Raw genomic sequence first — 20,986 nt, forward strand, 5'->3', positions numbered from 1 at the left:
TATTACTTGCTATGGGGGTATGATTTACTGTTTATTTATACAGTGTCAATGTTTGATGTTCGCACCATCAAACATTCGACATTAGGTAATAGTGGCATTTAGCTAATGGCTTAAGGTCATTGATCCCACATTCAAAAGATTGGCCGCCAGATATTGGGGCTACAAGCACCCTGCCAACAGGAATACGAGTCAACTCTTTAATGCTTGTTTTTCCCTCAATTTCAACAACCCATGTTCCATCCGATAGTTCGTCAGTTTTCATGTCTGCGACGTACGGGATTTCGTCATCAAGGATGATTACCGGCTTGCTGAGGTGAGAGGGAAGCATTGCCTTATCGAGCATATAAAAATTGGATTCGTACAGATTCCCATCAATGATTTTCTTACGAGGAACCGCGACCACATCACCCATGGCGTTGTCGTTGGCCGTCTTTTTATACTCATTTGGAGAGTTTTTAGCTCCGTTCTGGAAGGCTTCGCCCTTCCCAAAGGAGAGCCATTCAAGCGAAGCGCCTGTTTCCATCGCGCACTGAATAACCCAGTCTGCGGGAAAAATATCCCTCATCCATCTTGTACTCATTGTGCTAGTTGATGCGCCAAGCTGTTCACAAAGCGCCTGTCTTGTCTTGAATCCATAAGCAATTAGTAATCGCTTGATTACTTCCTGCCCGCCTCTATTGAAGTCCATAATTACGCCTTTGGAGTTTTAATTGTTGACTAACTCCATTTGAAGCATTAGCCTTCCGCTTGAAGTACGGAAATGGAGTTATTAATACTTGTCACCGCTAGCTACGGTTTAAGACTCAAACGAGGAATCTTGCACTATGACCACTAACATTTCAATCAATCTGCCAGTCCCTTCTATCTCAAAAGAGAAGTACATCGAACTCACTGGTTTACCGGAAGATACCGTTGAAGCAATGCTGAAAGATGGCCGCTTACCACGTCACCGCCTTCGCAAAGATATGGGGCGTGAAAAAGTCATGATTAATATCGCAGCTCTGACCATAGACGCCCTCGCGGGTTACAACATCGTACTTAACTGATTCGATTTTGAAACGCTGAGAGGGTGCTGACTATGTTTGATTACCAAACTTCCAAACATGCACATTTTGATGCAGCTTGCCGAGCGTTTGCGCTGTCACACAATCTGGAAGATGTGGCCGCTGCCGTTGGTATGCGTCCGCAGATCCTGCGCAATAAGTTGAACCCGATTCAACCACACCGCCTTACCTGTGACGAGCTGCTGGCTATCACCGATTACACGGAAGATGCCCGTCTGCTGGATGGGATGCTGGGGCAGATTAACTGCCTTCCGTCCGTTCCGGTCAATAACGCCACTGAAGCCAACATGCAATTTTGCGCGTTGAGTGCCACTGCAAATGTGGGCGCGATCGCTGGGGAAGCTGTATCAACTGAGCACATGACCGCCGCTCGCCGCACACAAATTCTTGATCGTGCCCGTGATGCCATCCGTTCCCTTTCCGTTCTGGCTTACACCGTTGAAAGCCGCCTCCAGTCTGCGCCGGTTCTTGCTGCTGCCGTCGATATCGTGACTACCAGCGCCAGCGGCATGATGTGAGGGATAACCATGAAAGCGTTCGTTACCTACCTGAAAAAAGAATCTCCGGCCATGCAACTGGCAAGCGGCTCCACTGGATGGATTGAGCTGCCCAATGGCCAACGCTGGAATCCTGGCCACGTACATAAATTTACTGCGCATCAACCGTGCCGCCGTTGGTGGCATCGCCTGATGGGATTGTTCCGGGGGCGTTATGGCCATTAGCTCAGAACAGCAGGAGATCGGCCTGAAGTGGCTGGAGTATATGCGCCGTAAATACTGGAGTGAAAAAAGCGAAGCCGCCGAATGGTGGGACAAATTAACACCTGAATGGCGAGGGGTTGTTTTACATGCAGCCGCAGTAAATTCCGGGTCGGACGTTTTCAAAGCCCACCTGTGTAAATGCTGCTGGCATGATCTGTATGCACGCCTGAACTACCGGGAAATGATTCAACTGAAACAAGGTATTTCCCGCGCCCGGTTAACGTTTGAGGGGTTCGGAAGTTTGCGTGACAGCGATTTTTCCCGGCGCACCGCCAATCGCCCGGCAAAGGTGGTTAATCCGATTTACAGCAGTAACGGGGTGCAGATGGTTGTGGCACCTCAATTCGTTAGCAAAATGCAATTGTTGCAACAGCAGGAGAATCACTGATGTCCATTATCTCTGTAAATGCCAAAGAACTGGGACAGGAGTTGGCAGCGTGGGGCGTTCCACACAATTACGCCATTCTCTTTCTGGAGAAAAGCACCGTTAAAAATGGCCGTGTGGCCTTGCATCCGTTTTTCTTTAACGACACTGAGCACATGACAAACAAAAGGCACTGGCTGGCCGTAAATGTTGCGTACTGGTGCTGTGTCTATCGTGAAGCGGAATGCCAGTTCCAGCAGGTTGAAGCGCTGGCCAGTATTCGTTCCATGTATTACATCGCCGGGTCATTAGGCGCTGGGGAAGTTAAGGCGCTAATCCAGGAATGGTGGCGCAACACCTACGAGCTGCACCAGATACCCGCGCCGAGCTACTCAGCCGCGCCCGTTACTGTCTCTTTCCACTAATTAACTGCCTGAATTTTTGGCCATCCCTGCGGTGGCCGGGGATTCTTTTGCCCTGAGGAAACCAAAATGCAAACAACACGCATGTTTTTACCCATCAACCAATCCGGTACTGACCTGCTGGCAATGCTTGCAAAAGCTACTGAGGAAGGTAAAGCGGCCTCCGCCGATCTGTGTTCTGTCCGTCTGGATAAACTGGCCGCGTATGCAGCTAACGAAGGTTTAAGCGCTGCCGAAATCGTAGAGCTGATCCGTGAAGAGGCTGCGGCCATTTGCAGTAAAGGCGGTGCAGCATGGCAGTAAAAACCCCTCTTAAATGGGTGGGCAGCAAAGTCCGCCTTATGCCGCAGCTGCGTGGCCATCTGCCGGAAGGAAAACGCCTGGTGGAGCCTTTCGCGGGTTCGTGCGCCGTCATGATGAATACTGATTATGACGAATACCTGATCGCTGACCTGAACCCGGATTTAGTCAATCTGTATAAGGCGATGGCCTACCATACCGACGCGTTTCTAATGGAGCTTGAAGCCCTGTTTTCTGCCGGGGCGTTGGGTGAACAGGAGAACCGCGCCATTTTTTACTATGCCGTTAGGGATGCGTTCAATTCGTCCGGTAAGGGGCTGGGCGCTGAAAGCGTTGAAGCCGCTGCACGTTTCATGTACCTGAACCGCCACGGTTTTAACGGGCTTTGCCGTTACAACCGCCGTGGCCAGTTCAATGTCCCATTCGGGAAGTACAAGAAAAACTATTTCCCACTGAAAGAAGTCCGCGCATTTGCTGAGAAGGCAAAGCGTTCAACCTTCATCACCGCGCATTACTCCGAAACGCTTGCGCTGGTTCGTGCCGGGGATGTGGTCTATTGCGATCCACCTTACCTGACGGAATCAGGGAATTTCACCTCATACACAGAAAGCGGCTTTTCACATCTTGATCAGGGGCGGCTGGCCAGAAAGCTGCGCCGCCTTACCGAGAACGGCGTGAGTGTTGTTGCGTCAAACAGCGATCTGGAAATGGTGCATTACCTTTACGCCGGATTTGAGGCAGTGAAGGTTAACGCGCCCCGCAGTGTTGGTGCCTCAGCTGCAAGCCAGAAATCTGCCTCAGAGCTGATTTTGAAATCCACGCCTAAATCCGTTGCAAAGGCTCGCGCATGACGCTCGTTGCTAATGGCCAACATCACGCCGTCGATTCCTGGCGGCGTGATACCTTTGCACCCGGGACGCCAGCGAACGCGACGATCACTGAGCGCCGTTTGTGGGCAGTCAACCCACAGGACTACGAATGGCGTTCACAGTACCTTCACGAGATACCCGACTGGTTAGCCGGGTATTTTGGCAACCGTTACGAAAAGCTGTTTGCTGGCCGTGACGGCCGCCGCCGTGCCAATACATTCCTGCGCAAAACTATCGGTGAGAATGTATTGCCACGTCTGCGGAAAGTGGCTGCGCGTTACCAGCTGGCCGCTGATGTAAGCGATCTCCCATTCGGAAAGTCATTGCAGCGCTTGCCGTCGCTTGACCGTACCGATCTCAAAAAGCTGTCTGGCCAGATATCTGGCTGGATAGCTCAGATGTTTTATGACTTCACCGACACGCTGAAGGGCAAACCAAAAGACGAAACGGAAATGCGCCAGCGCACGTTGGCGGCTTACCGCAACCTTTGTTCGCTTTCCCTCATGCTGAACAATCAGCCGCCTTACTGGGCAGAGCATGAAGCCAACGAAGGCCACCTGGAAACCCGAAAGGCGGAGTCCGGTATTTTGCGTCTCATGGCACCGGAATGGTGGTATCAGCGCCTGAAGCGTGCCCGTGATCTGCAACGTGAACATCTGGCCATCGCCGTTGGCCAGGTGCAGAAATCTGCCAGCGCCTACGTATCACGTAAAACCCTGGGCGAATGGTTGGAACAGAAGAAACGAAATCTGGAGTTCTTCAAAAAGTTTGATCTGATGGACGAAGAGGGTAACCGCATTGCGCTGGACAGCATGGTACACCGCAGCGTTGCTAACCCGGCCATTCGTCGCTGTGAACTGATGGTGCGTATGCGCGGGTTTGAAGATATCGCCAACGAACAAGGGCTGGCTGGTGAGTTTTACACAATCACTGCGCCTTCACGTTATCACGCGGTACACAGCAAAGGCGGCTTTGTGTCTCAGTGGAATGGATTGAGCCCACGGGACACGCAGCGTTATTTATGCAACGTCTGGGCAAAAGCACGCGCGGCGATCTCCCGTGCCGGTATTCATGTTTTTGGCTTTCGCGTGGTGGAGCCTCACCACGACGGGACACCGCACTGGCATATGCTGCTGTTTATGCGTCTCCATGACGTTGAGGCGGTGCGGGATATTCTATGCTATCACGCCAGAATTGCCGATTCAGAAGAGCTTCAGACACCCAACGCGCTTAAGGCGCGTTTTCACGTTGAGCCTATCGATCCCGCTAAAGGGTCAGCCACGGGCTATATCGCTAAATACATATCAAAAAATATCGACGGCTTTGCGCTCGATGGCGAACAGGATGAAGAAACCGGGGAAAACCTTCGTGATATGGCCAAATCCGTATCGGCCTGGGCATCCCGCTGGCGTATTCGTCAGTTTCAGCAAATTGGTGGTGCGCCAGTGACTGTCTGGCGGGAGCTGCGCCGCCTGGGCGTTCAGCGCCTGACTGATAGCCGCATGGATGCGGTGCTGGCGGCGGCAGATGTTGGGGACTGGGCTGCCTATACCCAGTTGCAGGGTGGCGCACTGGTTGCGCGTTGTGATCTGGTTGTTCGCCTGGCGTATGAAATAACAGAGCAGGGTAACGAGTACGCCGAAGATGTTCAGCGTGTGCAGGGTATCTATTCGCCTTTGATCCCGGATTCTGAAGTTTGCACCCGTCTGGTCAAGTGGCAGAAGGTTGCGAAGTTGGCCGAAGCGCCAGCGGAGGCGGGTTTTTCTGGCGGCAGCGCCGCCCCTTGGAGTTCTGTCAATAACTGTACGGAGGGGGGAGCCCGGAGAAGGTTAAAACTGGAACTGAACCAGCGAGGTTTTGCCGGAACGGATGACGAAATCGACATTTTGAAGCGCGGCGGTGGTCTTAAATTTGGCCGTTCTGCCCTGATTTACAGAGAGGGACGGTTGCAGGAGAAGCGGAATAATCCGGAAGATGAACAATGGCCAGGCTGGCAATGAAGGTATGTAAGTGCGTGAAATGTAAAATGTAAATTGTATATTGATTCATTTTTCGTTTCACAAATTGTGTGTTTAGGTATACTGTATTTATATACAGTTGTTTGCGTGGGAGGATACTGTGCAGGATTTATTTTTAGAAACCGTTGCCTTTCAACGGATCGCATTGGTCGCAAAACTTATGGCAACCGCAGACTGTTCTGAAGATGAAAAGGATGTAGCTCTGGCCTGGCTGGGAGAAATGACGCAGGAACTGGGAAGGAAGCTGGATCGGTATGAAAAAAAACACCCCCATAATGGGGGCGATTCACGCAGCGGGGGCTGCCTTCAATAAATCCAGTGCCATTTGTTTTTGGTCGGGTGACAGGTTTTTGAGCAATGTTTGCACAAGCGCGTCACCCGTTTTAGCGCTGGGGCTGAGGGTGTGGGAAAACGTCAAATTCATAACAAAGGTGTGCCCACACTCCACATCAGCACAGGCGCAGTAAATATCTGCAATCTGGCGGTGTTTCCGGTTGGTCTTGCGAATCACAGCCTTTGAGCCACATTCAGGGCATTCAATCTTCAGGACTCTCATATTCCGCTCTCCAGCTGTTAAATAATGCCTGGATTTTAGCCTTTTTTGTCTCATGCTGCACCCTTCTCGGTTGTTTCCATTGCAAAATTCAGATGCAGGTGGCGCGGGATTTCCGGATCGCTGTTGATGGCCATCGCCAGGCGGCGCTGAATGGGCAAGACTTCATTCTTTTTGTAGGTGCGTTCAACCTTTTCCGGGTCGCCCAGTCCGGCAGTGTTCTGCGGAACGATACCCGCCAGCCCGGCCGGGAAGCGGTGCGCGTTCAGAATGTCCTGGGCGCTGATGTTCTTCACGCTCGCAAACTCATCTTTGGCCGAAATATCCCCCATCTCAATAAACTTGATCGCGTCCCCGTCGCCGCCAGGGATGTTCACCAGGATGGTGGAGAAGTTGCCGATCCCCTTGCTGTCCCGCAGCTGCTGTTCAATCTCTTCCTCCATTTCGTCCGTCATGCTGGGGTCTCGGGTATACAGAATACCGCCAGTGTGAGCGCCGTTGTGGTAGTAGCGACGGCGGAAAATAACCGCCTCACTGTTCAGCAGGGCAGAATGAACGCCGCCGATGTAGTCCGGCAGACCATAGATGTGCTGCTGCGGGTCATACATCTTGATGAAAATGATATCGTCAGGAGGAAACGCCAGCGGCTCACCTTCCTGTAAAACCACGTAATCCCCTGGTACAGTCTCCGCGTTTTCTTTCTCCTTACGGCGGCGCAGGTAAAGCCCCGGCAGCGGCTGAAGCCCGATCACATCGCCCCAGCCATTACGGACTTTGGCCACGGCGATATCCCCGAAGGTGAGGTAATCAAACACAGCGGCTTCGAGCTCGTCGAACGTCAGGCCGCCGCCCTGATAGTCAGCCGTGACCATGTTTTTACGGGCGTGGATAATTCCGCCGTGTTGGCCGTTCAGGTTGATAAGCTGCGCCAGCGCCAGGCGGTCAATCGGCTGGGTGTAGTGATCGGCGGCGTTGTCGTACCAGATTTCCCGGTAATCGGTTCCGGTTGTCAGTACCGGTTCCGGCTTGCCGAAGCTGATAATGCTCATTTTTTTTGATTTGTCGCCGCGCTGCTCGCGTTTCACAAAGCGTTTCTTTTTGCTCATGCTGCCTGTTTCCTTACACCCCAGCGGGATTTTGGTTTGTTTTCATAGTTGAGTGGTTCGTTATGCAGTGCGTGGGTGATTGCCCAGAATGCCTCTGCGTGGCCAGTGTCCTGGCTGCGGTCTGCAACAAAGGTCATGGCGTTACCGCTGTTTGTGGTCGTGCGTCTTACTGACATAAAGCTGGCGGGGATTTCCTTCAGATTTTTATCCCACTCGATACGCTGGCTTTCCACCACGTCCGCGGCTTTCAGTACCAGCTGGTTTTTGGTGTTCATGTCATAGCGAATCGGCACAACAACCTTCATCGCAAAGTGCTGGATGTTGTCAAAGACACCCTGGCCGATCCCGGTTACATCCACGCCCAGATAAGTGAAGTTGTACTGTTCGAACAGCTTTTCGATCTGCTTTGCCTGGTAGCGGAAGTTCATGCCCTTCCAGTAAATCACCTTCAGCACGCGGAATTTTTCAACGGCGAACATCGGCGGGGCGACAATCACGAAACACGACAAATCGCCGCTGCGTGCCGGGTCAAAGCCGCCCCAGACTGGCCTGTCTCCAAATGGCCGTTTTGCATCCGGGTTATGATCCTGCCAGGTGTCAACCTCCACGCCGCACGCTTCCAGATCGGAAAAGCTGAAAACGGAATCCTTGCTGTCTACGAACACGCACATATAAAGCATGTCGAATGTGGCAGTGTTGTAGCGGTTGCGTAGCTTCTCAATGTTGGCTAGGTTGAAGCCGCCCGCAATGGCGTCTTCCATAGTGATGACATAGCGCCACTGGCCATCCGGGCAGAGCCGGCCGCCGTTCCGCATTTCATCAAACAGCGGAAATTTTATGGCCGCGCGTTTCTTGCTGCCCTGTTTCCACTCTTCACCCGTCCAGAACGGGTACGCCTGGTGTGTTTTGGCCGATGGCGTGGAAAAGTAGGTGGTCCGCCATTTGTCATGGGTGGCCATCGCGCTGGCCACCTCGTTCAGTTTTGCGAAGTTGGGAACCCAGAAATATTCGTCACAGTAAAGATGGCCACTGTATGACTGAGCTGTGTTTTTGTTGGTAGACAGGAAGCGCAGCTCTGCGCCGTTGCTTAAGCGGATTGGGTTCCCGGTCAGCGTGATACCAAAATACTGCTCTGCAATGTTGACGATGTAAGACCGGAACACTTCCGCCTGTGCTTTGGACGCGGACAGGAAGATTTGTGGATCGCCCGTCATTACCGCGTTTTCGAACGCCTCAAACGCAAAGTACCAGGTTGCACCGATCTGGCGACTTTTCAGGATGTTCCTGACCAGCTGGCCGATGTTGCGGCGCAGGTGTTTCTGATATTCGAAAAGATGCTCATCCGCCCAGATGTCAAAATCTTCCTGAGTCAGTGACGAGATATCGTTTTTCTTGTACTTGCGTTTGCTGCGGGGTTCGTCCTCGTTATCCCCTCGCGCAGCTGCTTGCCGTTCTCCCTGGCTGCTGGCCAGCTTTTCTTTATGTTTATTGCTCTGGGCACGCAGCTTTGTAGCATGAGCAATAAGCAAATCCATTTCTTTTAAATCCAGATCCGTTTTATTGTCACGCCCGGCTAACAGCTGGTAGCGGCGTTCAATTGCCTCCTCTGTGCTTTCGAAACTGAGCAGGTCAGCCCATTTATATTTTTCCGCCCAGTAGTAAACGATCCGCGCATTCGGCAGATTTAATTCTGATGCAATTTCTTTCGGCGTGTAGCGGCGCAGGTAAAGAGCGCGGACAACGCCTTTTAATTCGTCTGAGTATTTAGCCATAGATTTAATTATGCCGTGGTGCTGATGAAAAAACGGCGCGGTTAATTCGGGGCTGTTCGGTAATGGCTTATAACCGAACTGTTCAGAATAAAGCGTAATGCGGGGATGTGTTTAATTAGCAATAATCAAATCCACAGCAAGGGAAACAGTTAATCGACAGAGGGGGAAATATGTGTCGCATTTAAAAACTGGCTGGCTGTGTGTTGCTACTGAAGGCGATACGGTTGATGGACGGGTGCTGGAACGGCAATGGATTATCGACATGGGGGAAACCTATGACCCTAAACATTACGCCGCATTACTCTGGCCGGAACATGAGCGCTACGCCGGAAACTTTGGTGAGGTGCTGGAAGCGATGTGGCAGGACGGTGATGACGGGCTGGCGCGGCTGTATGTCAGTCTGTGCCCGAATAAGCGCCTCATTTATGCAAACGACGAAGGCCAGCTGCTTTATTTCTCTGTAGAGCCGGAGCTGAACTGGCGCGGAGGGGATCGTACATATCTGAAGGGGCTGGCTGTTACTGACAACCCGGCAAGTGTGGGAACTACACGGCTGCGCTTTAGTCGGCGCAAATTAAACAAACAGGGATATTACAGTTGTGTGATTTCCCGTAACGGTAAAATTACGCAGGAAGGGAAGATGAAAAACTGGCAAAAATTGTTTGGTATTAAGCCGAAATTTGAAGATGAAAATTCGCAGGACGATCCACCTGCTGATGATAAATTGCAGGCGCTGGCGAGTGCTGTGAACGATCTGGAAGCGCGGGTGGGTAAAATTGAAACCCAGCTTAATTCCGTGCAGGACGATGTTGACACTATTACCGAAGTAGTGGACACGGAAGAGTTTGCCGCTATTCGTGACAATGCAAAAGAGATTGTTACCCGATTTAACGATCTGGGCAATAAAGGCGGCCAGCGCAAACAACGTCAGGTGCCAGCCAAAACCGGTAAATTTAGCTACCTGTAATTAACCGCAACGCGAATAAGCAAAACATTTTTATTATCGCTTAATTGCGAGGGAGTCTTATGTTACTGAATAACCGTGCGCGGGATTTACTGGACAATTATACGGCTGGGCTGGCGCAGCATTTTGGCACGCAAAACCCTGGCCGTTATTTTTCGCTAAATGACCCGCAGGAAACAGCACTGCGTCTGGCCATGCTGGAGTCCGTGGAGTTCCTGAACTGGATCACCACGCTGGACGTTGACCAGCTGAGTGGTCAGGTCGTCAATGTGGGCGCGTCTGTTCTCCATACCGGGCGCAGTGAAACAGGCCGTTTCGTCCGCCAGGTGGGTGTTGATGGTAATACCTATTCACTGGTTGAAACCGACAGCTGTGCGGCGCTGCGCTGGGATCTGCTTTCCGTCTGGGCGAACGCCGGGAAGGAAGAAAACGAGTTTTACAACCTGGTGCAGACCTTCAGCACTCAGGCGTTTGCAATGGATATGCTGCGTATCGGCTTTAACGGTACACACCGCGCCAAAACCACAGACCCGATTGCCAACCCGAACGGCGAAGATGTGAATATTGGCTGGCATGAAATCATGAAAACCATGCTGGGCGGCAAGCAAATCATGACCGATCCGGTGGTGCTCGATCAGGCGGGTGATTATAAATCGCTTGATGCGATGGCCTCCGATCTGATTAACGCCAAAATACCGGCACAGTTCCGCAATGACCCGCGCCTGGTGGTGCTGGTAGGTGCTGACCTGGTGGCCGCTGAACAGTACCGCCTGTTCCAGGCTGCTGACCGCCCAACGGAAAAAATCGCGGCACAGCTGCTGGGTAACACCATCGCTGGCCGTCAGGCGATTATCCCGCCGTTCATGCCGGGCAAACGCATGGTGGTTACGCCACTTTCGAACCTGCATATCTACACCCAGCGCAACACGCGCCAGCGTAAAGCGCGCTTTGAAGATGACCGCAAACAGTTCGAAAACAGCTATCTGCGTAATGAAGGCTACGCGATAGAAGTGCCGGAGCTGTACGCGGCGATTGATGAAGATGCCGTGACCATCGGCAAACCGTCTGAGCCAGTGGAGGGTTAATCAATGTCTCTTTCACCCGCGCAGCGTCATAACCAGCGCATTGCGATGGAACAAAAGCTGAAACAAAGCCTGGCCGTTGGCACCACGGAAAGCATGCACCTGCTGATTAAGGCACTGGAAACAGACGTGGAACAGGTGCGAAGCCTGCCGCTGATTGCTGATCGCATTGAGCATAAACGCAGTGTGCTGCTGCCGAAATGGGTTCCGACTGTGGAAGCGTATCTGGCCAGTGGCCAGGTGTATGCCAATCCGGTTCTGGCGTGGTGCGTGATCTGGCTGTTTGACGTGGGCGATCTGGATAAGGCGCTGGAATGGGCTGATATCGCTATTGCCCAGCAACAGGCCACGCCGGAACGGCTGCGCAGCAACTTCCCGACGTTCGTGGCCGATACGATGCTGGCCTGGGCGGAGGAGTCTGCGGGGCGCGGGGAAAGCATTGAGCCGTATTTTTCACGCACGTTTGAGAACGTGGCCACCCGGTGGCGGCTGCATGAGCAGGTGACAGCGAAATGGTACAAGTTCGCCGGGTTGCAGCTGCTGCGCAGTGAGGATGGCCAGAAAACAGCGGCGGGTGTGGATGATGTGGAAAAACTTCAGAAAGCCGATCAGCTGCTGGCCTCCGCTGAACAGTATTACTCAAAAATCGGCGTTAAAACGCAGCGGCAGACAATTGCCGCACGCATCCGAAAACTGACGCAGGGTTAAAGACTACCGCAAGCCAGGCGGGCGCGGTGGAGGGCAGAAACACAATGTGAAGCTGCGCCGTGGAAACCGGACAGCCCGCCTATTTTTTCGGGGGAGCCATGTTTAGTGGAAAGCCGCTTGATTATCAGGACGAGCCGCTAAAAAACGAAGGATTCTGGCCAGACCTGAACCTGAAAGACTTTCAGGCACAGCGAGCGATCCCGGCTGATGTTGACGCGGACACTGTTGCCCAGGCGCTGCTGGCGGCCGTGGCGGAGGTGAATGCGGAGCTGGAAAAAGTGGAAGCCAGCTGGAAGGCAAGGGGGGTTCTGAGCGCAGAGGACGCGCCGGGGGCTCGGATGGGGGAGTTAAATGCCCTTTGTGCGCAGTACATAAAGGCGGTTTTCGCCAGAGCAAAAGCGGACTTGTTGGGAGAGTTCGCCACGGTTGGGCGGCGGGATTCTCACCCTGGCCAGGAAAGTACGGAAACCCGCGCCGGGTTGCTGACTGAAGCCTCTGTGGTGATTCGACGCATAAAGGGACTGAAACGGGCAACGGTGAAAAAGGTATGAATCAGACACAGCTTGAAAACCTGACGGCGTTCTTTACCGACAACGTGCCAGCCCGTGCGATGCAGTCATTTAACAGCGTAGTGGATGAAATGGAGTTCATACCGGCTGCAAAGGATTTAGGGCTGGGGCAGTACCGCCAGGCGGTGATCCGGTATGACGCGGTACTGAGCTGGGAGCGTTTCCCGTATCGCCTGTGTCCGCCGCAGTTGCTTATGTCCCTGATGGCTGCCTGGCTCGATGAGGCAGACCGGGACTTACTGGACGACATCGGGGTAACTGAGGCCGATCCGCAGTGGGATGTGTCGGTGGCCGATGAAGAAACCGCCGATATCGTTCTGACGGTTCCTATGGCGGAAGAGCTGGTAATCCGTGAGGACGAAAAGGGGCAAATCCCCTGGCAGGGTAAACGCTGGTCGCTGGTTGAGCCGGAAATCTGGACGGCGCTGACAGCAACGATTTACGGCGTGGATGAATCCGGTGCGCCTGTGGGCGATGTGCCGTGATTGCCGGAGGGGAGCTTAACAAGCGCCAGCTGGCGGAGCTGAAAAAGGCGCTGGCCAGCATGGAGCTGCCGCCCAAAAAACGGCAGCGGCTGTTGTGGCGAATGGCGAAATACGGCGTGATTGCCGCCGCTAAACGCAACGTGCGGAACCAGGAAACGCCGGACGGGGGAGCCTGGGCAGGACGCAAAACAAAGCGCAAAGGGAAGATGCTGCGCAACATGCCGAAACTGCTGCATATCCGGGAAATGCCTGAAATTCAGGCCGTACGGATCTACCTGCAGGGTGGCGGCTACCGGAACGGGGAAACGCCTGTACCCGCTGGCACTGTGGGCTATTCGCAGCAAAACGGCATGCGCGTCCGGGTGAGTCGTACAAGCCAGCCAGGGAAGGCACAGCCAGGCAAGATGGCCACTGCTGCGCAGGGAAAAAAACTCCGTGCGCTGGGCTACCGGGTGCGCAGGGGGAAGCGCTGGAAAAAGCCCACTATCCGGGAAATAACCAGCGAAATGCCATACGCACAGGCGGGGTTACTTATCCGGAAGTTAAGCGGCAAGGCTGTAAAAACGAGCTGGACTATCGATCTCCCTTCCCGCGTATTTCTGGGAATGGGTGATGAAGACTTTAACAAGGCGCTGGCACGCCAGCTTCAGGCCATTGGCTTTGGCTGGGATGTAAATGCGCAGGATATCAGGGGGAGAACATGACCTGGCCAAATGTGACCGTTAACCAGGTAAACCAGCTACTGGGTGAAACCAATGAGGTGGAACGCACGGTGCTGTTTATCGGTACGGGAACCGAGAATACAGGCAAGACCCTGGCTGTGAACACCCAGAGCGATTTTGATGCGCTACTGGGTGAGGCTGACAGTCAGTTAAAAAGTGACGTGCTGGCGGCAGTGTCGAATGCTGGCCAGAACTGGTGGGGGTTCGTCCATGTGCTGGCTGCTGACAGTGAGCCGGATGCATGGGTTAATGCGGTTCTGGCCGCGCAGGTGTCGTGCTCGGTTGAAGGCGTGGTGCTGAGTAATGACATTTCAACGAAGGCGGAAATTAATCAGGCCATTAAGTTGCGTGCGGATCTGATTGCGAAGTATGGCCGCTGGATATGGTTCATTCTGGCCACGCAGGGAATGCAGGACAAAGAGGGACAGGCGGACTATCTCACCAGAATGTCAACGCTTCAGTCTGGTATTGCGGAAAAGGCCGTGCAGCTGGTTCCCCGTCTCTGGGGCAATGAACCGGGCGTACTGGCTGGCCGCCTGTGTAGCTGTGCCGTCACCGTGGCGGACAGTCCGGCGCGTGTCAAAACGGGTGCGCTGGTAAGCTTGGGCAGCGATGAACTGCCGCTGGATGGGGCGGGGGAGGTGCTTGAGCTGGCCACGCTTCAGGCGCTGGAGGCGCAGCGCTTCAGCGTGCCGATGTGGTATCCGGACTATGACGGTTTTTACTGGTCTGACGGCCGCACGCTGGATGTTGAGGGCGGGGATTATCAGTCCATTGAAACGCTGCGCGTGGCCGATAAAGCCGCACGCCGGGTGCGTCTGCTGGCCATCGGCAAAATTGCAGACCGTTCGCTTAACAGCACGCCGGGCAGCATTGCCGCGCACCAGACGCTGTTTGCGAAACCGCTGCGCGAAATGTCCACAGCAGCGAATATCAATGGCGTGTCGTTCCCTGGCGAGGTGAAACCGCCGCAGGATGGTGATGTGACCATTGTCTGGAAAAACAAAAAGGCGGTGGAGATTTACATTGTGGTACGCACCTGGGAAGTGCCGCTGCAAATCACCATTAGCCTGTTACTGGATGCCAGCCTGGAGGCCGCAGCATGACCAAGCGTATTTCGGGGATGTCGTTTGATGCTTACGTTGACGGCGATCTGATCCACATTGAAAAAATCTCTCTCGATATCACGGATAACAGTGCCGCTGCGCAGACCCGTGGTGTGCCGGATGGCCACGTTGATGGTGACGTGGCCGCTGAGGGTGAAATTGAAGTGAGTTCGAAAGTGCTGGGTGTGCTCACGGCAAAAGCACGATCAGCAGGTTCGTGGCGCGGTATTGAGCCCGTGGATTTCCTTTTCTATGCCAAAGCCGGTAGTGAGGAAGTGAAGGTGGAGACGTTCGGCAATAAGCTCCAGCTGAGTAACCTGCTGGATATCGATCCGAAGGGCGGCAGCGTGTCCACGCACAAAATCAAATATTTTGTGACCAGTCCGAAGTTCGTAAACATCAACGGCGTGCCATATCTGGAAGCGGCAGCCACAGAAAACCTGATCGGTTAAGGGGCAGGGATGCAGGAGTATGAAAAAGGGTTTATCGCGCTGGCTCTGATGGGGGCGCTGATTGCCCTGGGCAAAATGCTTAACAGTGACGAGCCGATCACGTTACGCCTGGTTCTGGGGCGCGTCATTGTCGGCAGCGCCTTATCGCTGGCCGCAGGGGTTGCCCTGTACTTTGTGCCGGACATTCACCCTCTGGCGCTTGCCGGAATTGGTTCTGCGCTGGGTATTCTGGGGCTTAACGGTGTAGAAGCCTGGCTGCGTAAAAAAGGGATTAACTTTCTGGGTAAAGGAGTGGGGAAATGACGTTAAGCGAGAAACAGCAGCTGTTTACCGTGATGGTGGCCAATCTGATCCACTGGGCTGAAGAGCACGGTTATCGTCTGACCTTTGGCGAGGCGTACCGCACGCCGGAACAGGCCGCGCTGAACGCTAAAAAAGGCAGCGGTATCACAAAGAGTCTGCATACCCAGCGACTGGCCGTGGACTTTAATCTGTTCGTGAATGGCCAGTACAAAACGGACACAGCCGATTATCTCCCTCTGGGCGAGTACTGGGAATCGCTGGGTGGTACGTGGGGCGGCCGATTCAAATCCCGTCCGGACGGCAATCACTTCAGCCTGGAACATAACGGGGTGCGCTGATGACAAACGGCCAGTGGCTGGTAGTGGTTGCGCTGGCGTTTGTCTGGGGCTGGCTGACCTCTGACTGGCGGCGTGACAGTCTGGAGCTGGCGATCAACTCCGCCGCGCAGGTTGCGGGTTACAAGTCCCAAAAGGCGATGCTGGAGATAGCCAGCGAATCCGCCAGGGGGCTGGAAGATAAACTGGAGGCGCTGGAGAGTGGCAGACCGAAGGAAATCAGGACGGAAATCCTTAAGCCGGTATTCACTAATGTTTGCGTGTCTGATGAATTTATCCGGATGTATAACGCAACCGTCGAAAATACCGAACGTACCTTATCAGGAAAACCTGAAGCGCAAATGCCCAACGGAAAATCTTCCGCGCATTAAAGGTAATACCGGGGCGGATATTGCTGCCCCTGCTATTGAATATCAGGATTTATATTCTGTGTGTGCGGCGCGTCATAACGCGCTGATTGACGAAATAAATAAACGAGAGAGCTTATTAAATGGAACAGAAAATTAATCTGGTTGTATGTGGTAAAGAAATTGTTTTCGCGCCTAATCAGACCGCCTATAACAAATTCATTAATGAAATGGCGATGGATAACAAAGTTGCCCCGGCGCATAACTATCTGACCCGCATTGTGGAGCCAGAAAGTAAGGATGCGCTCATTGAGGTATTGAAACGCCCCGGTGCGGCGTTGCAGCTAACGGGTAAGGTAAATGATATTTATGCGCCTGAGCTGGAAATTGAAGTAAAAAACTGACAAAGCGAGTCCGGGCTATAGAGAAAAACGGACTCGACCAGTATTTAATTTTACGCCGCCACTATTTACCCCACGGGGATGATTCCATTGATGATATCGCTGCCGCTGTCTGGTTGGATAATCGTTACTGGGAAAATATGCGTATTGCCACGGCAAACGGAATAAGCACTGCTTTTAAAGGCGCTGAATGAAACAGTTAGATTTTACATTAAGCCTGATCGATAAATTGTCCCGCCCCTTAAAACAGGTGCAGAACAATGTGACCGGCTTTGCGGATAAATCAAAAGCAGCGTTTGCGCGTATTGGCGGCGGCGTGCTGGCGCTGGCCGGAACGGGAATGGCCATTAAAGGTGCGTTGTCCCCGGCCATTGAAATGTATGACGCGCTGAATGATGCGGCTGCAAAAGGAATTGACAGTACCGCGCTTAAAGCAGTTCAGCGTGATGCGCTGACGTTCAGTACCACATACGGAGCCAGCGCGGTGGAGTTTGTTAAATCCACGGAGGAAATCAACGCAGCCATCGCCGGGCTCACGGGCAATGAGCTGCCGAAAGTGACAAAGGTTGCCAACGTCCTGGCGTTTGCCATGAAATCAACCGCTGCGGAAACGTCGGAATTCATGGGTCAGATGTTCGGTAACTTTTCCTCTGATGCCACACGCCTGGGCAAAGTGCAGTTTGCTGAACAGCTGGCCGGGAAGATGGTTTACATGCGCAAAACGTTCGGCGCGGAAATGGGCACTATCAAAGACCTGATGGAAGGCGCGCGCGGCGTGGGAACCAACTACGGTGTCGGGCTGGATGAACAGCTGGCCGTGCTGGGGCAACTGAGCCGCACGCTGGGGACGGAAGCGAGCAGCGCTTACGAAGGCTTTATGACGGGCGCGATTGATGGCGCTAAAAAGCTGGGGCTGTCTTTCACTGATGCAACCGGAAAAATGCTCTCCATGCCTGAAATGCTGGCGAAGCTACAGGGTAAATATGGCAAGAGCCTGGAAGGGAACCTGAAGGCACAGGCGGAGCTGGATGAAGCCTTTGGGGACAGTTCGGCGGTGGTTAAGCAGCTGTATGGAAACGTGGCATTACTTCAGCGAAATATCACCGAGTTGGGCGGCGCTGATGGGCTGAAACGTACCCAGGAAATGGCCACCAAAATGGTGAAACCGTGGGATCGCTTTATTGCCATCCTGACGGCCATTAAAACCGTTATTGGCCTGACGCTGATCCCGGTGCTTTATCCGCTGCTGAATCGTCTGGCAAATATGGGGCAGACCTTTGCACGCTGGATGCAGCTGTTTCCTAATATCGCGCGGGTGGTGGGTTATGCCACGATGGCACTGTTGGGCTTTGCTGCGGTGGGTGCTGTGACCAATATCGTTATGGGCATTTCCTCGTTTGTAATGGGGGGACTGCGTGGGCTCTGGAAGGCACTTACATCGGTAACGAAGATTTACACCGCCACAATCTGGCTGGCGCAAAAGGCCGTACTTATCTGGAATATTACGCTGGGTGCACTGCGCGGAATACTTCTGGCGGTTCGAATGGCAGCGATTTTGGCCGGGGTTGGTATCAATTTTATGAGCTGGCCTATTCTCCTGATTATTGGTGCTATAGCTTTGCTTGCTGTTGGGTGCTATCTCCTGATTAAGCACTGGGATGCGATCAAAGCCGCGGTAATGAATACGGAAGCCTTTACTGTCGTAGCTGCTGTAGTGGAGTGGCTGGCAGGTATATTTTCCAGCGCCTGGAAGTATATCAGTGACGGCTGGAATAATTTCATTGCGTTACTCAAAGGTTTTTCACCTTCTGAGGCATTAAGCGGAATGGCCAGCGGTATTATCACGATGTTTGATAATGTCTGGAAAACCATTAAAGGAAGCTTTCAGAAGTCGTGGGGATGGATTGTTGGGAAATTAAATAAAATTCCCGGCGTGAATATTTCTTTAGGTACTGAAGCGCAACAGTTAACGCAAAATACATTATTGCCTGAGCCGCCTTCTGTAATTTCTCCTAATGCTCTTTTAACGGGAGGCCAGCTTAAAGGGATTGAGCGAGGCGGAATCAGTAAAACCATAAGCAGTAATACTAAATCTGTGACGGACAACAGCCGGAAAATTGGAACGGTAAATATTTATCCGAAAGAGACGCTTTCACCGGGACAATTGCAGGAGTGGCAGGAGCTAAACCCATGAGTGATTTGCTTTACATCGATCTGCTGATTGAAAACGGTAATTTCGTGCTGAATACCGGAAAAGAGCCTGAGTTGTGTAATAACCGAAAAAGTATCGGGCAGGACATTATTCACAGCATTCTGGAAAGCGGTCTGGCCACGCAGCTGGTTGGCGAGCGTAGCCCGACTTTACGCGCGGATATCTTCACGCAGCTGGAGCTGCTGATTGAAGAGGATGAACGCATTGTGCCGGGTACGGTGGAAGTGAGTGAAGAAAGCCAGAAACGTTTATGGGTAACGGCGAGCACGTACGACTTTGGCGGAATATCGGCACAGGTGGAGCTATGACGGAAAAACCGCAGGTAGATTTTGAAGAGGTGGTGAAGTCCAGCGGGATGCCCGTGACTGAAGAGGCTGTGCGCACCCGTTTCAATGCCATCGCCGCGCAGGAAGGGCTCATTACTAACACGTCGCGCATGTCTCCGTTCTGGCGGCTCATTACTGCCATTGTGACCGCACCAGTGATGTGGCTGAAGGATGCGCTGGTTTCGGTTGTCATGGTCAATATGTTTGTGGCGACGGCGGGCGGGCAAATGCTGCGCCTGTTGGCCTGGGCGGTGAACATTACGGCTAAACCCGCCAGCGCGGCGGAAGGGGTGATCCGATTCTACAAAGAGGATGTAAACCAGTCCGTCACCGTGAAGGCCGGGACGGTCATTCAGACTGAAAGGATTAACGGCTTAGTTTACGCCGTGGCAACCGTAGCTGATGTGGTGATCCCGTCCGGTACGGCCAGCGCTTTGCTTGCCGTCAAAGCTGCGGGAACAGGCGGCGCTTACAACCTTGCTCCGGGTTATTTTCGCATTTTGCCCGTGGCCGTGGATGGCATCAGCCATGTGGCCAGCGAAGAGGACTGGCTGACAGTGCCGGGCGCGGATGAGGAAAGCGATGACGAGCTGCGCGAGCGTTGCCGCAATCAGTTCAACCTGGTGGGGAACTATCACACGGACGCGGTTTACCGTTCGATGATTGCCAGTGTTGCAGGGCTGAGTATTGATCGCATCTTCTTTCTTCACGATGCGCCGCGTGGGCCTGGTACAGCGAACGCGTATTTATTGCTGGATAGCGGGGTAACGTCCGAGCCCTTTATTGATGCAGTGAATGACTATATCAATACGCAAGGCCACCACGGCCACGGGGATGATATGCAGTGTTTTGCCATGCCGGAAACCCGGCACGATCTGAGCGTAACGATTTACGTCAGGAGCCTGAGCAATCTTGAACCAGAACAGCAGGACACGCTGAAAAAAGGGATTGAAAACCTGATCCGTTGCGCTTTCAGGGAAAACACGGATTACGACGTGAAAAAGACGTGGCCGTATTCCCGCTTTTCGTTCTCCCAGTTGGGGCGCGAGATTCATAAAACTTTCACTGATGCGGATTCGGTTGAGTTTTCACTGAAGGATATTACGAGCGATCTGGATGTTCCGCGCCTCAATTCTTTAACGGTGGTTTTGCAAGATGACTGATTTTCTGAAGAAGCTGGCCAGCATGGCGCTGCCGTCATGGATGAACAAGGGCGAGCCGCTGAAATTGCTTAAGACCGCGCGGACGTTCTGGGCGGAGGTGTACGACTGGATAACATGGCCGCTGCGGCAGTTTGATCCGCTGACCTGTATTGAGCCGGTTCTGAATTTAATCGCTTATGACAGGGACATTACCCGCTTTAGCGGAGAACCGTTAAGCCTCTTTCGTAAGCGTGTGGCCTACGCCTTTATTAACGCGCGGGATGCGGGTTCTATTGAGGGATTTATCAACATTTTTGAGCGGCTGGGGATTGGTTATGTGGAGCTCGTTGAACGCCAGCCGGACATTGACTGGGACGTGATCCTGGTGCGTGTGACTGACAGCCAGATAGCGGATAACACGCAACTGATGATTCAGATAATCAGGCAGTACGGGCGAACCTGCCGCCGCTATCAGTTTGAAGTGATTACGTCTGAACGCCTGTTTATCCGGGCGGGATGGGATCAGGGGGAATACGTGGTTTATCCGGCACGGCTAAACAGCACAGAGGCCATTGACGTTACGTTTAGCGCGAGTTTATAGGG

Annotated in this window: 30 protein-coding genes; 26 read left to right on the forward strand and 4 right to left on the reverse strand. The window is 53.2% G+C overall.

Annotation, left to right across the window (positions count from 1 at the left end):
• Positions 1 to 67: 67 nt before the first annotated feature.
• On the reverse strand, positions 68 to 688 hold the full coding sequence (locus AM379_RS15255; protein ID WP_047653203.1) for a phage repressor protein CI: 621 nt from the start codon (positions 686 to 688) through the stop codon (positions 68 to 70).
• A 136-nt stretch (positions 689 to 824) separates the two neighbouring features.
• On the opposite strand from AM379_RS15255, the gene AM379_RS15260 reads away from it, so the two are divergent.
• From AM379_RS15260 to AM379_RS15300, 9 genes are all read left to right on the forward strand, one after another.
• The gene (locus AM379_RS15260) at positions 825 to 1,046 is read left to right on the forward strand and encodes a hypothetical protein (RefSeq protein WP_047653201.1); all 222 of its coding nucleotides are present in this window, start codon (positions 825 to 827) and stop codon (positions 1,044 to 1,046) included.
• A 32-nt stretch (positions 1,047 to 1,078) separates the two neighbouring features.
• Entirely contained in the window at positions 1,079 to 1,582 is a 504-nt protein-coding gene (locus AM379_RS15265; RefSeq protein ID WP_013097411.1) for a phage regulatory CII family protein, read from the forward strand.
• A gap of 9 nt (positions 1,583 to 1,591) precedes the next feature.
• Positions 1,592 to 1,786, forward strand: a complete 195-nt coding sequence (locus AM379_RS15270; RefSeq protein ID WP_044857843.1) for a phage filamentation protein Fil family protein — start codon at positions 1,592 to 1,594, stop codon at positions 1,784 to 1,786.
• A complete protein-coding gene (locus AM379_RS15275) occupies positions 1,776 to 2,213 on the forward strand; it encodes a hypothetical protein (RefSeq protein ID WP_106503867.1) in 438 nt (145 codons plus the stop codon). The genes AM379_RS15270 and AM379_RS15275 overlap by 11 nt, the downstream gene beginning before the upstream one ends.
• The gene (locus AM379_RS15280; protein WP_047653198.1) at positions 2,213 to 2,614 is read left to right on the forward strand and encodes a hypothetical protein; all 402 of its coding nucleotides are present in this window, start codon (positions 2,213 to 2,215) and stop codon (positions 2,612 to 2,614) included. Before AM379_RS15275 ends, AM379_RS15280 begins: the two co-directional genes overlap by 1 nt.
• Before the next feature lie 66 nt (positions 2,615 to 2,680).
• Positions 2,681 to 2,914 carry a DUF2732 family protein gene (locus AM379_RS15285; RefSeq protein ID WP_052119568.1) on the forward strand — a complete coding sequence of 78 codons (234 nt, stop codon included), beginning with the start codon at positions 2,681 to 2,683 and terminating at the stop codon, positions 2,912 to 2,914.
• Positions 2,905 to 3,762, forward strand: a complete 858-nt coding sequence (locus AM379_RS15290; protein WP_047653195.1) for a DNA adenine methylase — start codon at positions 2,905 to 2,907, stop codon at positions 3,760 to 3,762. The genes AM379_RS15285 and AM379_RS15290 overlap by 10 nt, the downstream gene beginning before the upstream one ends.
• A complete protein-coding gene (locus tag AM379_RS15295) occupies positions 3,759 to 5,780 on the forward strand; it encodes a replication endonuclease (RefSeq protein WP_106503868.1) in 2,022 nt (673 codons plus the stop codon). Before AM379_RS15290 ends, AM379_RS15295 begins: the two co-directional genes overlap by 4 nt.
• A 118-nt stretch (positions 5,781 to 5,898) precedes the next feature.
• On the forward strand, positions 5,899 to 6,111 hold the full coding sequence (locus AM379_RS15300) for a hypothetical protein (RefSeq protein WP_047653194.1): 213 nt from the start codon (positions 5,899 to 5,901) through the stop codon (positions 6,109 to 6,111).
• On the opposite strand, the gene AM379_RS15305 is transcribed toward AM379_RS15300, so the two are convergent.
• From AM379_RS15305 to AM379_RS15315, 3 genes are read right to left on the reverse strand one after another with little or no spacing between them, the layout of a single operon-like run.
• Positions 6,085 to 6,408: an ogr/Delta-like zinc finger family protein gene (locus AM379_RS15305; protein ID WP_047653193.1), complete on the reverse strand. Its 324-nt coding sequence runs from the start codon at positions 6,406 to 6,408 to the stop codon at positions 6,085 to 6,087. The two genes, AM379_RS15300 and AM379_RS15305, sit on opposite strands and share 27 nt — an antisense overlap.
• Positions 6,405 to 7,457: a phage portal protein gene (locus AM379_RS15310; protein WP_063413664.1), complete on the reverse strand. Its 1,053-nt coding sequence runs from the start codon at positions 7,455 to 7,457 to the stop codon at positions 6,405 to 6,407. Before AM379_RS15310 ends, AM379_RS15305 begins: the two co-directional genes overlap by 4 nt.
• The gene (locus AM379_RS15315) at positions 7,454 to 9,229 is read right to left on the reverse strand and encodes a terminase large subunit domain-containing protein (protein WP_106503869.1); all 1,776 of its coding nucleotides are present in this window, start codon (positions 9,227 to 9,229) and stop codon (positions 7,454 to 7,456) included. The genes AM379_RS15310 and AM379_RS15315 overlap by 4 nt, the downstream gene beginning before the upstream one ends.
• Before the next feature lie 172 nt (positions 9,230 to 9,401).
• Between AM379_RS15315 and AM379_RS15320 the strand changes: the two genes are divergently transcribed.
• The 17 genes from AM379_RS15320 to AM379_RS15400 all read left to right on the forward strand — a co-directional run bounded on the left by AM379_RS15320 (position 9,402) and on the right by AM379_RS15400 (position 20,984).
• On the forward strand, positions 9,402 to 10,196 hold the full coding sequence (locus AM379_RS15320; RefSeq protein ID WP_106503870.1) for a GPO family capsid scaffolding protein: 795 nt from the start codon (positions 9,402 to 9,404) through the stop codon (positions 10,194 to 10,196).
• Between the two features lie 59 nt (positions 10,197 to 10,255).
• Positions 10,256 to 11,278: a phage major capsid protein, P2 family gene (locus AM379_RS15325; RefSeq protein WP_047362322.1), complete on the forward strand. Its 1,023-nt coding sequence runs from the start codon at positions 10,256 to 10,258 to the stop codon at positions 11,276 to 11,278.
• Positions 11,279 to 11,281: 3 nt separating this feature from the next.
• A complete protein-coding gene (gpM, locus tag AM379_RS15330; RefSeq protein ID WP_106503871.1) occupies positions 11,282 to 11,983 on the forward strand; it encodes a phage terminase small subunit in 702 nt (233 codons plus the stop codon).
• A gap of 98 nt (positions 11,984 to 12,081) precedes the next feature.
• Positions 12,082 to 12,534, forward strand: a complete 453-nt coding sequence (locus AM379_RS15335; RefSeq protein WP_074168442.1) for a head completion/stabilization protein — start codon at positions 12,082 to 12,084, stop codon at positions 12,532 to 12,534.
• Complete coding sequence (locus AM379_RS15340) at positions 12,531 to 13,037, forward strand: phage tail protein (RefSeq protein WP_106503872.1); 507 nt, start codon at positions 12,531 to 12,533, stop codon at positions 13,035 to 13,037. Before AM379_RS15335 ends, AM379_RS15340 begins: the two co-directional genes overlap by 4 nt.
• Positions 13,034 to 13,741, forward strand: coding sequence for a hypothetical protein (locus tag AM379_RS15345; RefSeq protein ID WP_106503873.1), 708 nt, complete (start codon positions 13,034 to 13,036; stop codon positions 13,739 to 13,741). The genes AM379_RS15340 and AM379_RS15345 overlap by 4 nt, the downstream gene beginning before the upstream one ends.
• Entirely contained in the window at positions 13,738 to 14,865 is a 1,128-nt protein-coding gene (locus tag AM379_RS15350; RefSeq protein WP_106503874.1) for a DUF2586 domain-containing protein, read from the forward strand. Before AM379_RS15345 ends, AM379_RS15350 begins: the two co-directional genes overlap by 4 nt.
• Positions 14,862 to 15,317, forward strand: coding sequence for a phage protein (locus tag AM379_RS15355; protein ID WP_064672180.1), 456 nt, complete (start codon positions 14,862 to 14,864; stop codon positions 15,315 to 15,317). Before AM379_RS15350 ends, AM379_RS15355 begins: the two co-directional genes overlap by 4 nt.
• Before the next feature lie 9 nt (positions 15,318 to 15,326).
• The gene (locus tag AM379_RS15360; protein WP_039268767.1) at positions 15,327 to 15,620 is read left to right on the forward strand and encodes a phage holin family protein; all 294 of its coding nucleotides are present in this window, start codon (positions 15,327 to 15,329) and stop codon (positions 15,618 to 15,620) included.
• The gene (locus AM379_RS15365) at positions 15,617 to 15,958 is read left to right on the forward strand and encodes a M15 family metallopeptidase (protein WP_106503875.1); all 342 of its coding nucleotides are present in this window, start codon (positions 15,617 to 15,619) and stop codon (positions 15,956 to 15,958) included. The genes AM379_RS15360 and AM379_RS15365 overlap by 4 nt, the downstream gene beginning before the upstream one ends.
• On the forward strand, positions 15,958 to 16,326 hold the full coding sequence (locus AM379_RS15370; protein ID WP_106503876.1) for a hypothetical protein: 369 nt from the start codon (positions 15,958 to 15,960) through the stop codon (positions 16,324 to 16,326). Before AM379_RS15365 ends, AM379_RS15370 begins: the two co-directional genes overlap by 1 nt.
• Before the next feature lie 119 nt (positions 16,327 to 16,445).
• Complete coding sequence (locus AM379_RS15380; protein ID WP_047653178.1) at positions 16,446 to 16,706, forward strand: putative phage tail assembly chaperone; 261 nt, start codon at positions 16,446 to 16,448, stop codon at positions 16,704 to 16,706.
• A 47-nt stretch (positions 16,707 to 16,753) separates the two neighbouring features.
• The gene (locus AM379_RS24635) at positions 16,754 to 16,897 is read left to right on the forward strand and encodes a DUF6890 family protein (RefSeq protein WP_410172121.1); all 144 of its coding nucleotides are present in this window, start codon (positions 16,754 to 16,756) and stop codon (positions 16,895 to 16,897) included.
• Positions 16,894 to 18,897, forward strand: a complete 2,004-nt coding sequence (locus AM379_RS15385; RefSeq protein WP_106503878.1) for a phage tail tape measure protein — start codon at positions 16,894 to 16,896, stop codon at positions 18,895 to 18,897. The genes AM379_RS24635 and AM379_RS15385 overlap by 4 nt, the downstream gene beginning before the upstream one ends.
• Positions 18,894 to 19,223 carry a DUF2590 family protein gene (locus AM379_RS15390; protein ID WP_042863239.1) on the forward strand — a complete coding sequence of 110 codons (330 nt, stop codon included), beginning with the start codon at positions 18,894 to 18,896 and terminating at the stop codon, positions 19,221 to 19,223. The genes AM379_RS15385 and AM379_RS15390 overlap by 4 nt, the downstream gene beginning before the upstream one ends.
• Positions 19,220 to 20,404: a baseplate J/gp47 family protein gene (locus AM379_RS15395; protein WP_106503879.1), complete on the forward strand. Its 1,185-nt coding sequence runs from the start codon at positions 19,220 to 19,222 to the stop codon at positions 20,402 to 20,404. The genes AM379_RS15390 and AM379_RS15395 overlap by 4 nt, the downstream gene beginning before the upstream one ends.
• Positions 20,397 to 20,984 carry a hypothetical protein gene (locus tag AM379_RS15400; RefSeq protein ID WP_106503880.1) on the forward strand — a complete coding sequence of 196 codons (588 nt, stop codon included), beginning with the start codon at positions 20,397 to 20,399 and terminating at the stop codon, positions 20,982 to 20,984. Before AM379_RS15395 ends, AM379_RS15400 begins: the two co-directional genes overlap by 8 nt.
• The last annotated feature ends 2 nt before the right edge of the window (positions 20,985 to 20,986 follow it).

This window comes from Enterobacter cloacae complex sp. FDA-CDC-AR_0132, assembly GCF_003010695.1.
Taxonomy (GTDB): Bacteria; Pseudomonadota; Gammaproteobacteria; order Enterobacterales; family Enterobacteriaceae; genus Enterobacter; species Enterobacter ludwigii.

Bases quoted from the DNA above. Each gene is read 5' to 3' on its own strand.
- AM379_RS15310 (WP_063413664.1), bottom strand. From the start codon at position 7,457: ATGAGCAAAAAGAAACGCTTTGTGAAACGCGAGCAGCGCGGCGACAAA.
- AM379_RS15270 (WP_044857843.1), top strand. From the start codon at position 1,592: ATGAAAGCGTTCGTTACCTACCTGAAAAAAGAATCTCCGGCCATGCAA.
- AM379_RS15395 (WP_106503879.1), top strand. From the start codon at position 19,220: ATGACGGAAAAACCGCAGGTAGATTTTGAAGAGGTGGTGAAGTCCAGC.
- AM379_RS15280 (WP_047653198.1), top strand. From the start codon at position 2,213: ATGTCCATTATCTCTGTAAATGCCAAAGAACTGGGACAGGAGTTGGCA.
- AM379_RS15255 (WP_047653203.1), bottom strand. From the start codon at position 688: ATGGACTTCAATAGAGGCGGGCAGGAAGTAATCAAGCGATTACTAATT.
- AM379_RS15275 (WP_106503867.1), top strand. From the start codon at position 1,776: ATGGCCATTAGCTCAGAACAGCAGGAGATCGGCCTGAAGTGGCTGGAG.
- AM379_RS15350 (WP_106503874.1), top strand. From the start codon at position 13,738: ATGACCTGGCCAAATGTGACCGTTAACCAGGTAAACCAGCTACTGGGT.
- AM379_RS15290 (WP_047653195.1), top strand. From the start codon at position 2,905: ATGGCAGTAAAAACCCCTCTTAAATGGGTGGGCAGCAAAGTCCGCCTT.
- AM379_RS15295 (WP_106503868.1), top strand. From the start codon at position 3,759: ATGACGCTCGTTGCTAATGGCCAACATCACGCCGTCGATTCCTGGCGG.
- AM379_RS15260 (WP_047653201.1), top strand. From the start codon at position 825: ATGACCACTAACATTTCAATCAATCTGCCAGTCCCTTCTATCTCAAAA.
- AM379_RS15385 (WP_106503878.1), top strand. From the start codon at position 16,894: ATGAAACAGTTAGATTTTACATTAAGCCTGATCGATAAATTGTCCCGC.
- AM379_RS15370 (WP_106503876.1), top strand. From the start codon at position 15,958: ATGACAAACGGCCAGTGGCTGGTAGTGGTTGCGCTGGCGTTTGTCTGG.
- AM379_RS15305 (WP_047653193.1), bottom strand. From the start codon at position 6,408: ATGAGACAAAAAAGGCTAAAATCCAGGCATTATTTAACAGCTGGAGAG.
- AM379_RS15400 (WP_106503880.1), top strand. From the start codon at position 20,397: ATGACTGATTTTCTGAAGAAGCTGGCCAGCATGGCGCTGCCGTCATGG.
- gpM (WP_106503871.1), top strand. From the start codon at position 11,282: ATGTCTCTTTCACCCGCGCAGCGTCATAACCAGCGCATTGCGATGGAA.
- AM379_RS15340 (WP_106503872.1), top strand. From the start codon at position 12,531: ATGAATCAGACACAGCTTGAAAACCTGACGGCGTTCTTTACCGACAAC.
- AM379_RS15355 (WP_064672180.1), top strand. From the start codon at position 14,862: ATGACCAAGCGTATTTCGGGGATGTCGTTTGATGCTTACGTTGACGGC.
- AM379_RS15380 (WP_047653178.1), top strand. From the start codon at position 16,446: ATGGAACAGAAAATTAATCTGGTTGTATGTGGTAAAGAAATTGTTTTC.
- AM379_RS15335 (WP_074168442.1), top strand. From the start codon at position 12,082: ATGTTTAGTGGAAAGCCGCTTGATTATCAGGACGAGCCGCTAAAAAAC.
- AM379_RS15360 (WP_039268767.1), top strand. From the start codon at position 15,327: ATGCAGGAGTATGAAAAAGGGTTTATCGCGCTGGCTCTGATGGGGGCG.
- AM379_RS15285 (WP_052119568.1), top strand. From the start codon at position 2,681: ATGCAAACAACACGCATGTTTTTACCCATCAACCAATCCGGTACTGAC.
- AM379_RS15315 (WP_106503869.1), bottom strand. From the start codon at position 9,229: ATGGCTAAATACTCAGACGAATTAAAAGGCGTTGTCCGCGCTCTTTAC.
- AM379_RS15265 (WP_013097411.1), top strand. From the start codon at position 1,079: ATGTTTGATTACCAAACTTCCAAACATGCACATTTTGATGCAGCTTGC.
- AM379_RS15325 (WP_047362322.1), top strand. From the start codon at position 10,256: ATGTTACTGAATAACCGTGCGCGGGATTTACTGGACAATTATACGGCT.
- AM379_RS15365 (WP_106503875.1), top strand. From the start codon at position 15,617: ATGACGTTAAGCGAGAAACAGCAGCTGTTTACCGTGATGGTGGCCAAT.
- AM379_RS15390 (WP_042863239.1), top strand. From the start codon at position 18,894: ATGAGTGATTTGCTTTACATCGATCTGCTGATTGAAAACGGTAATTTC.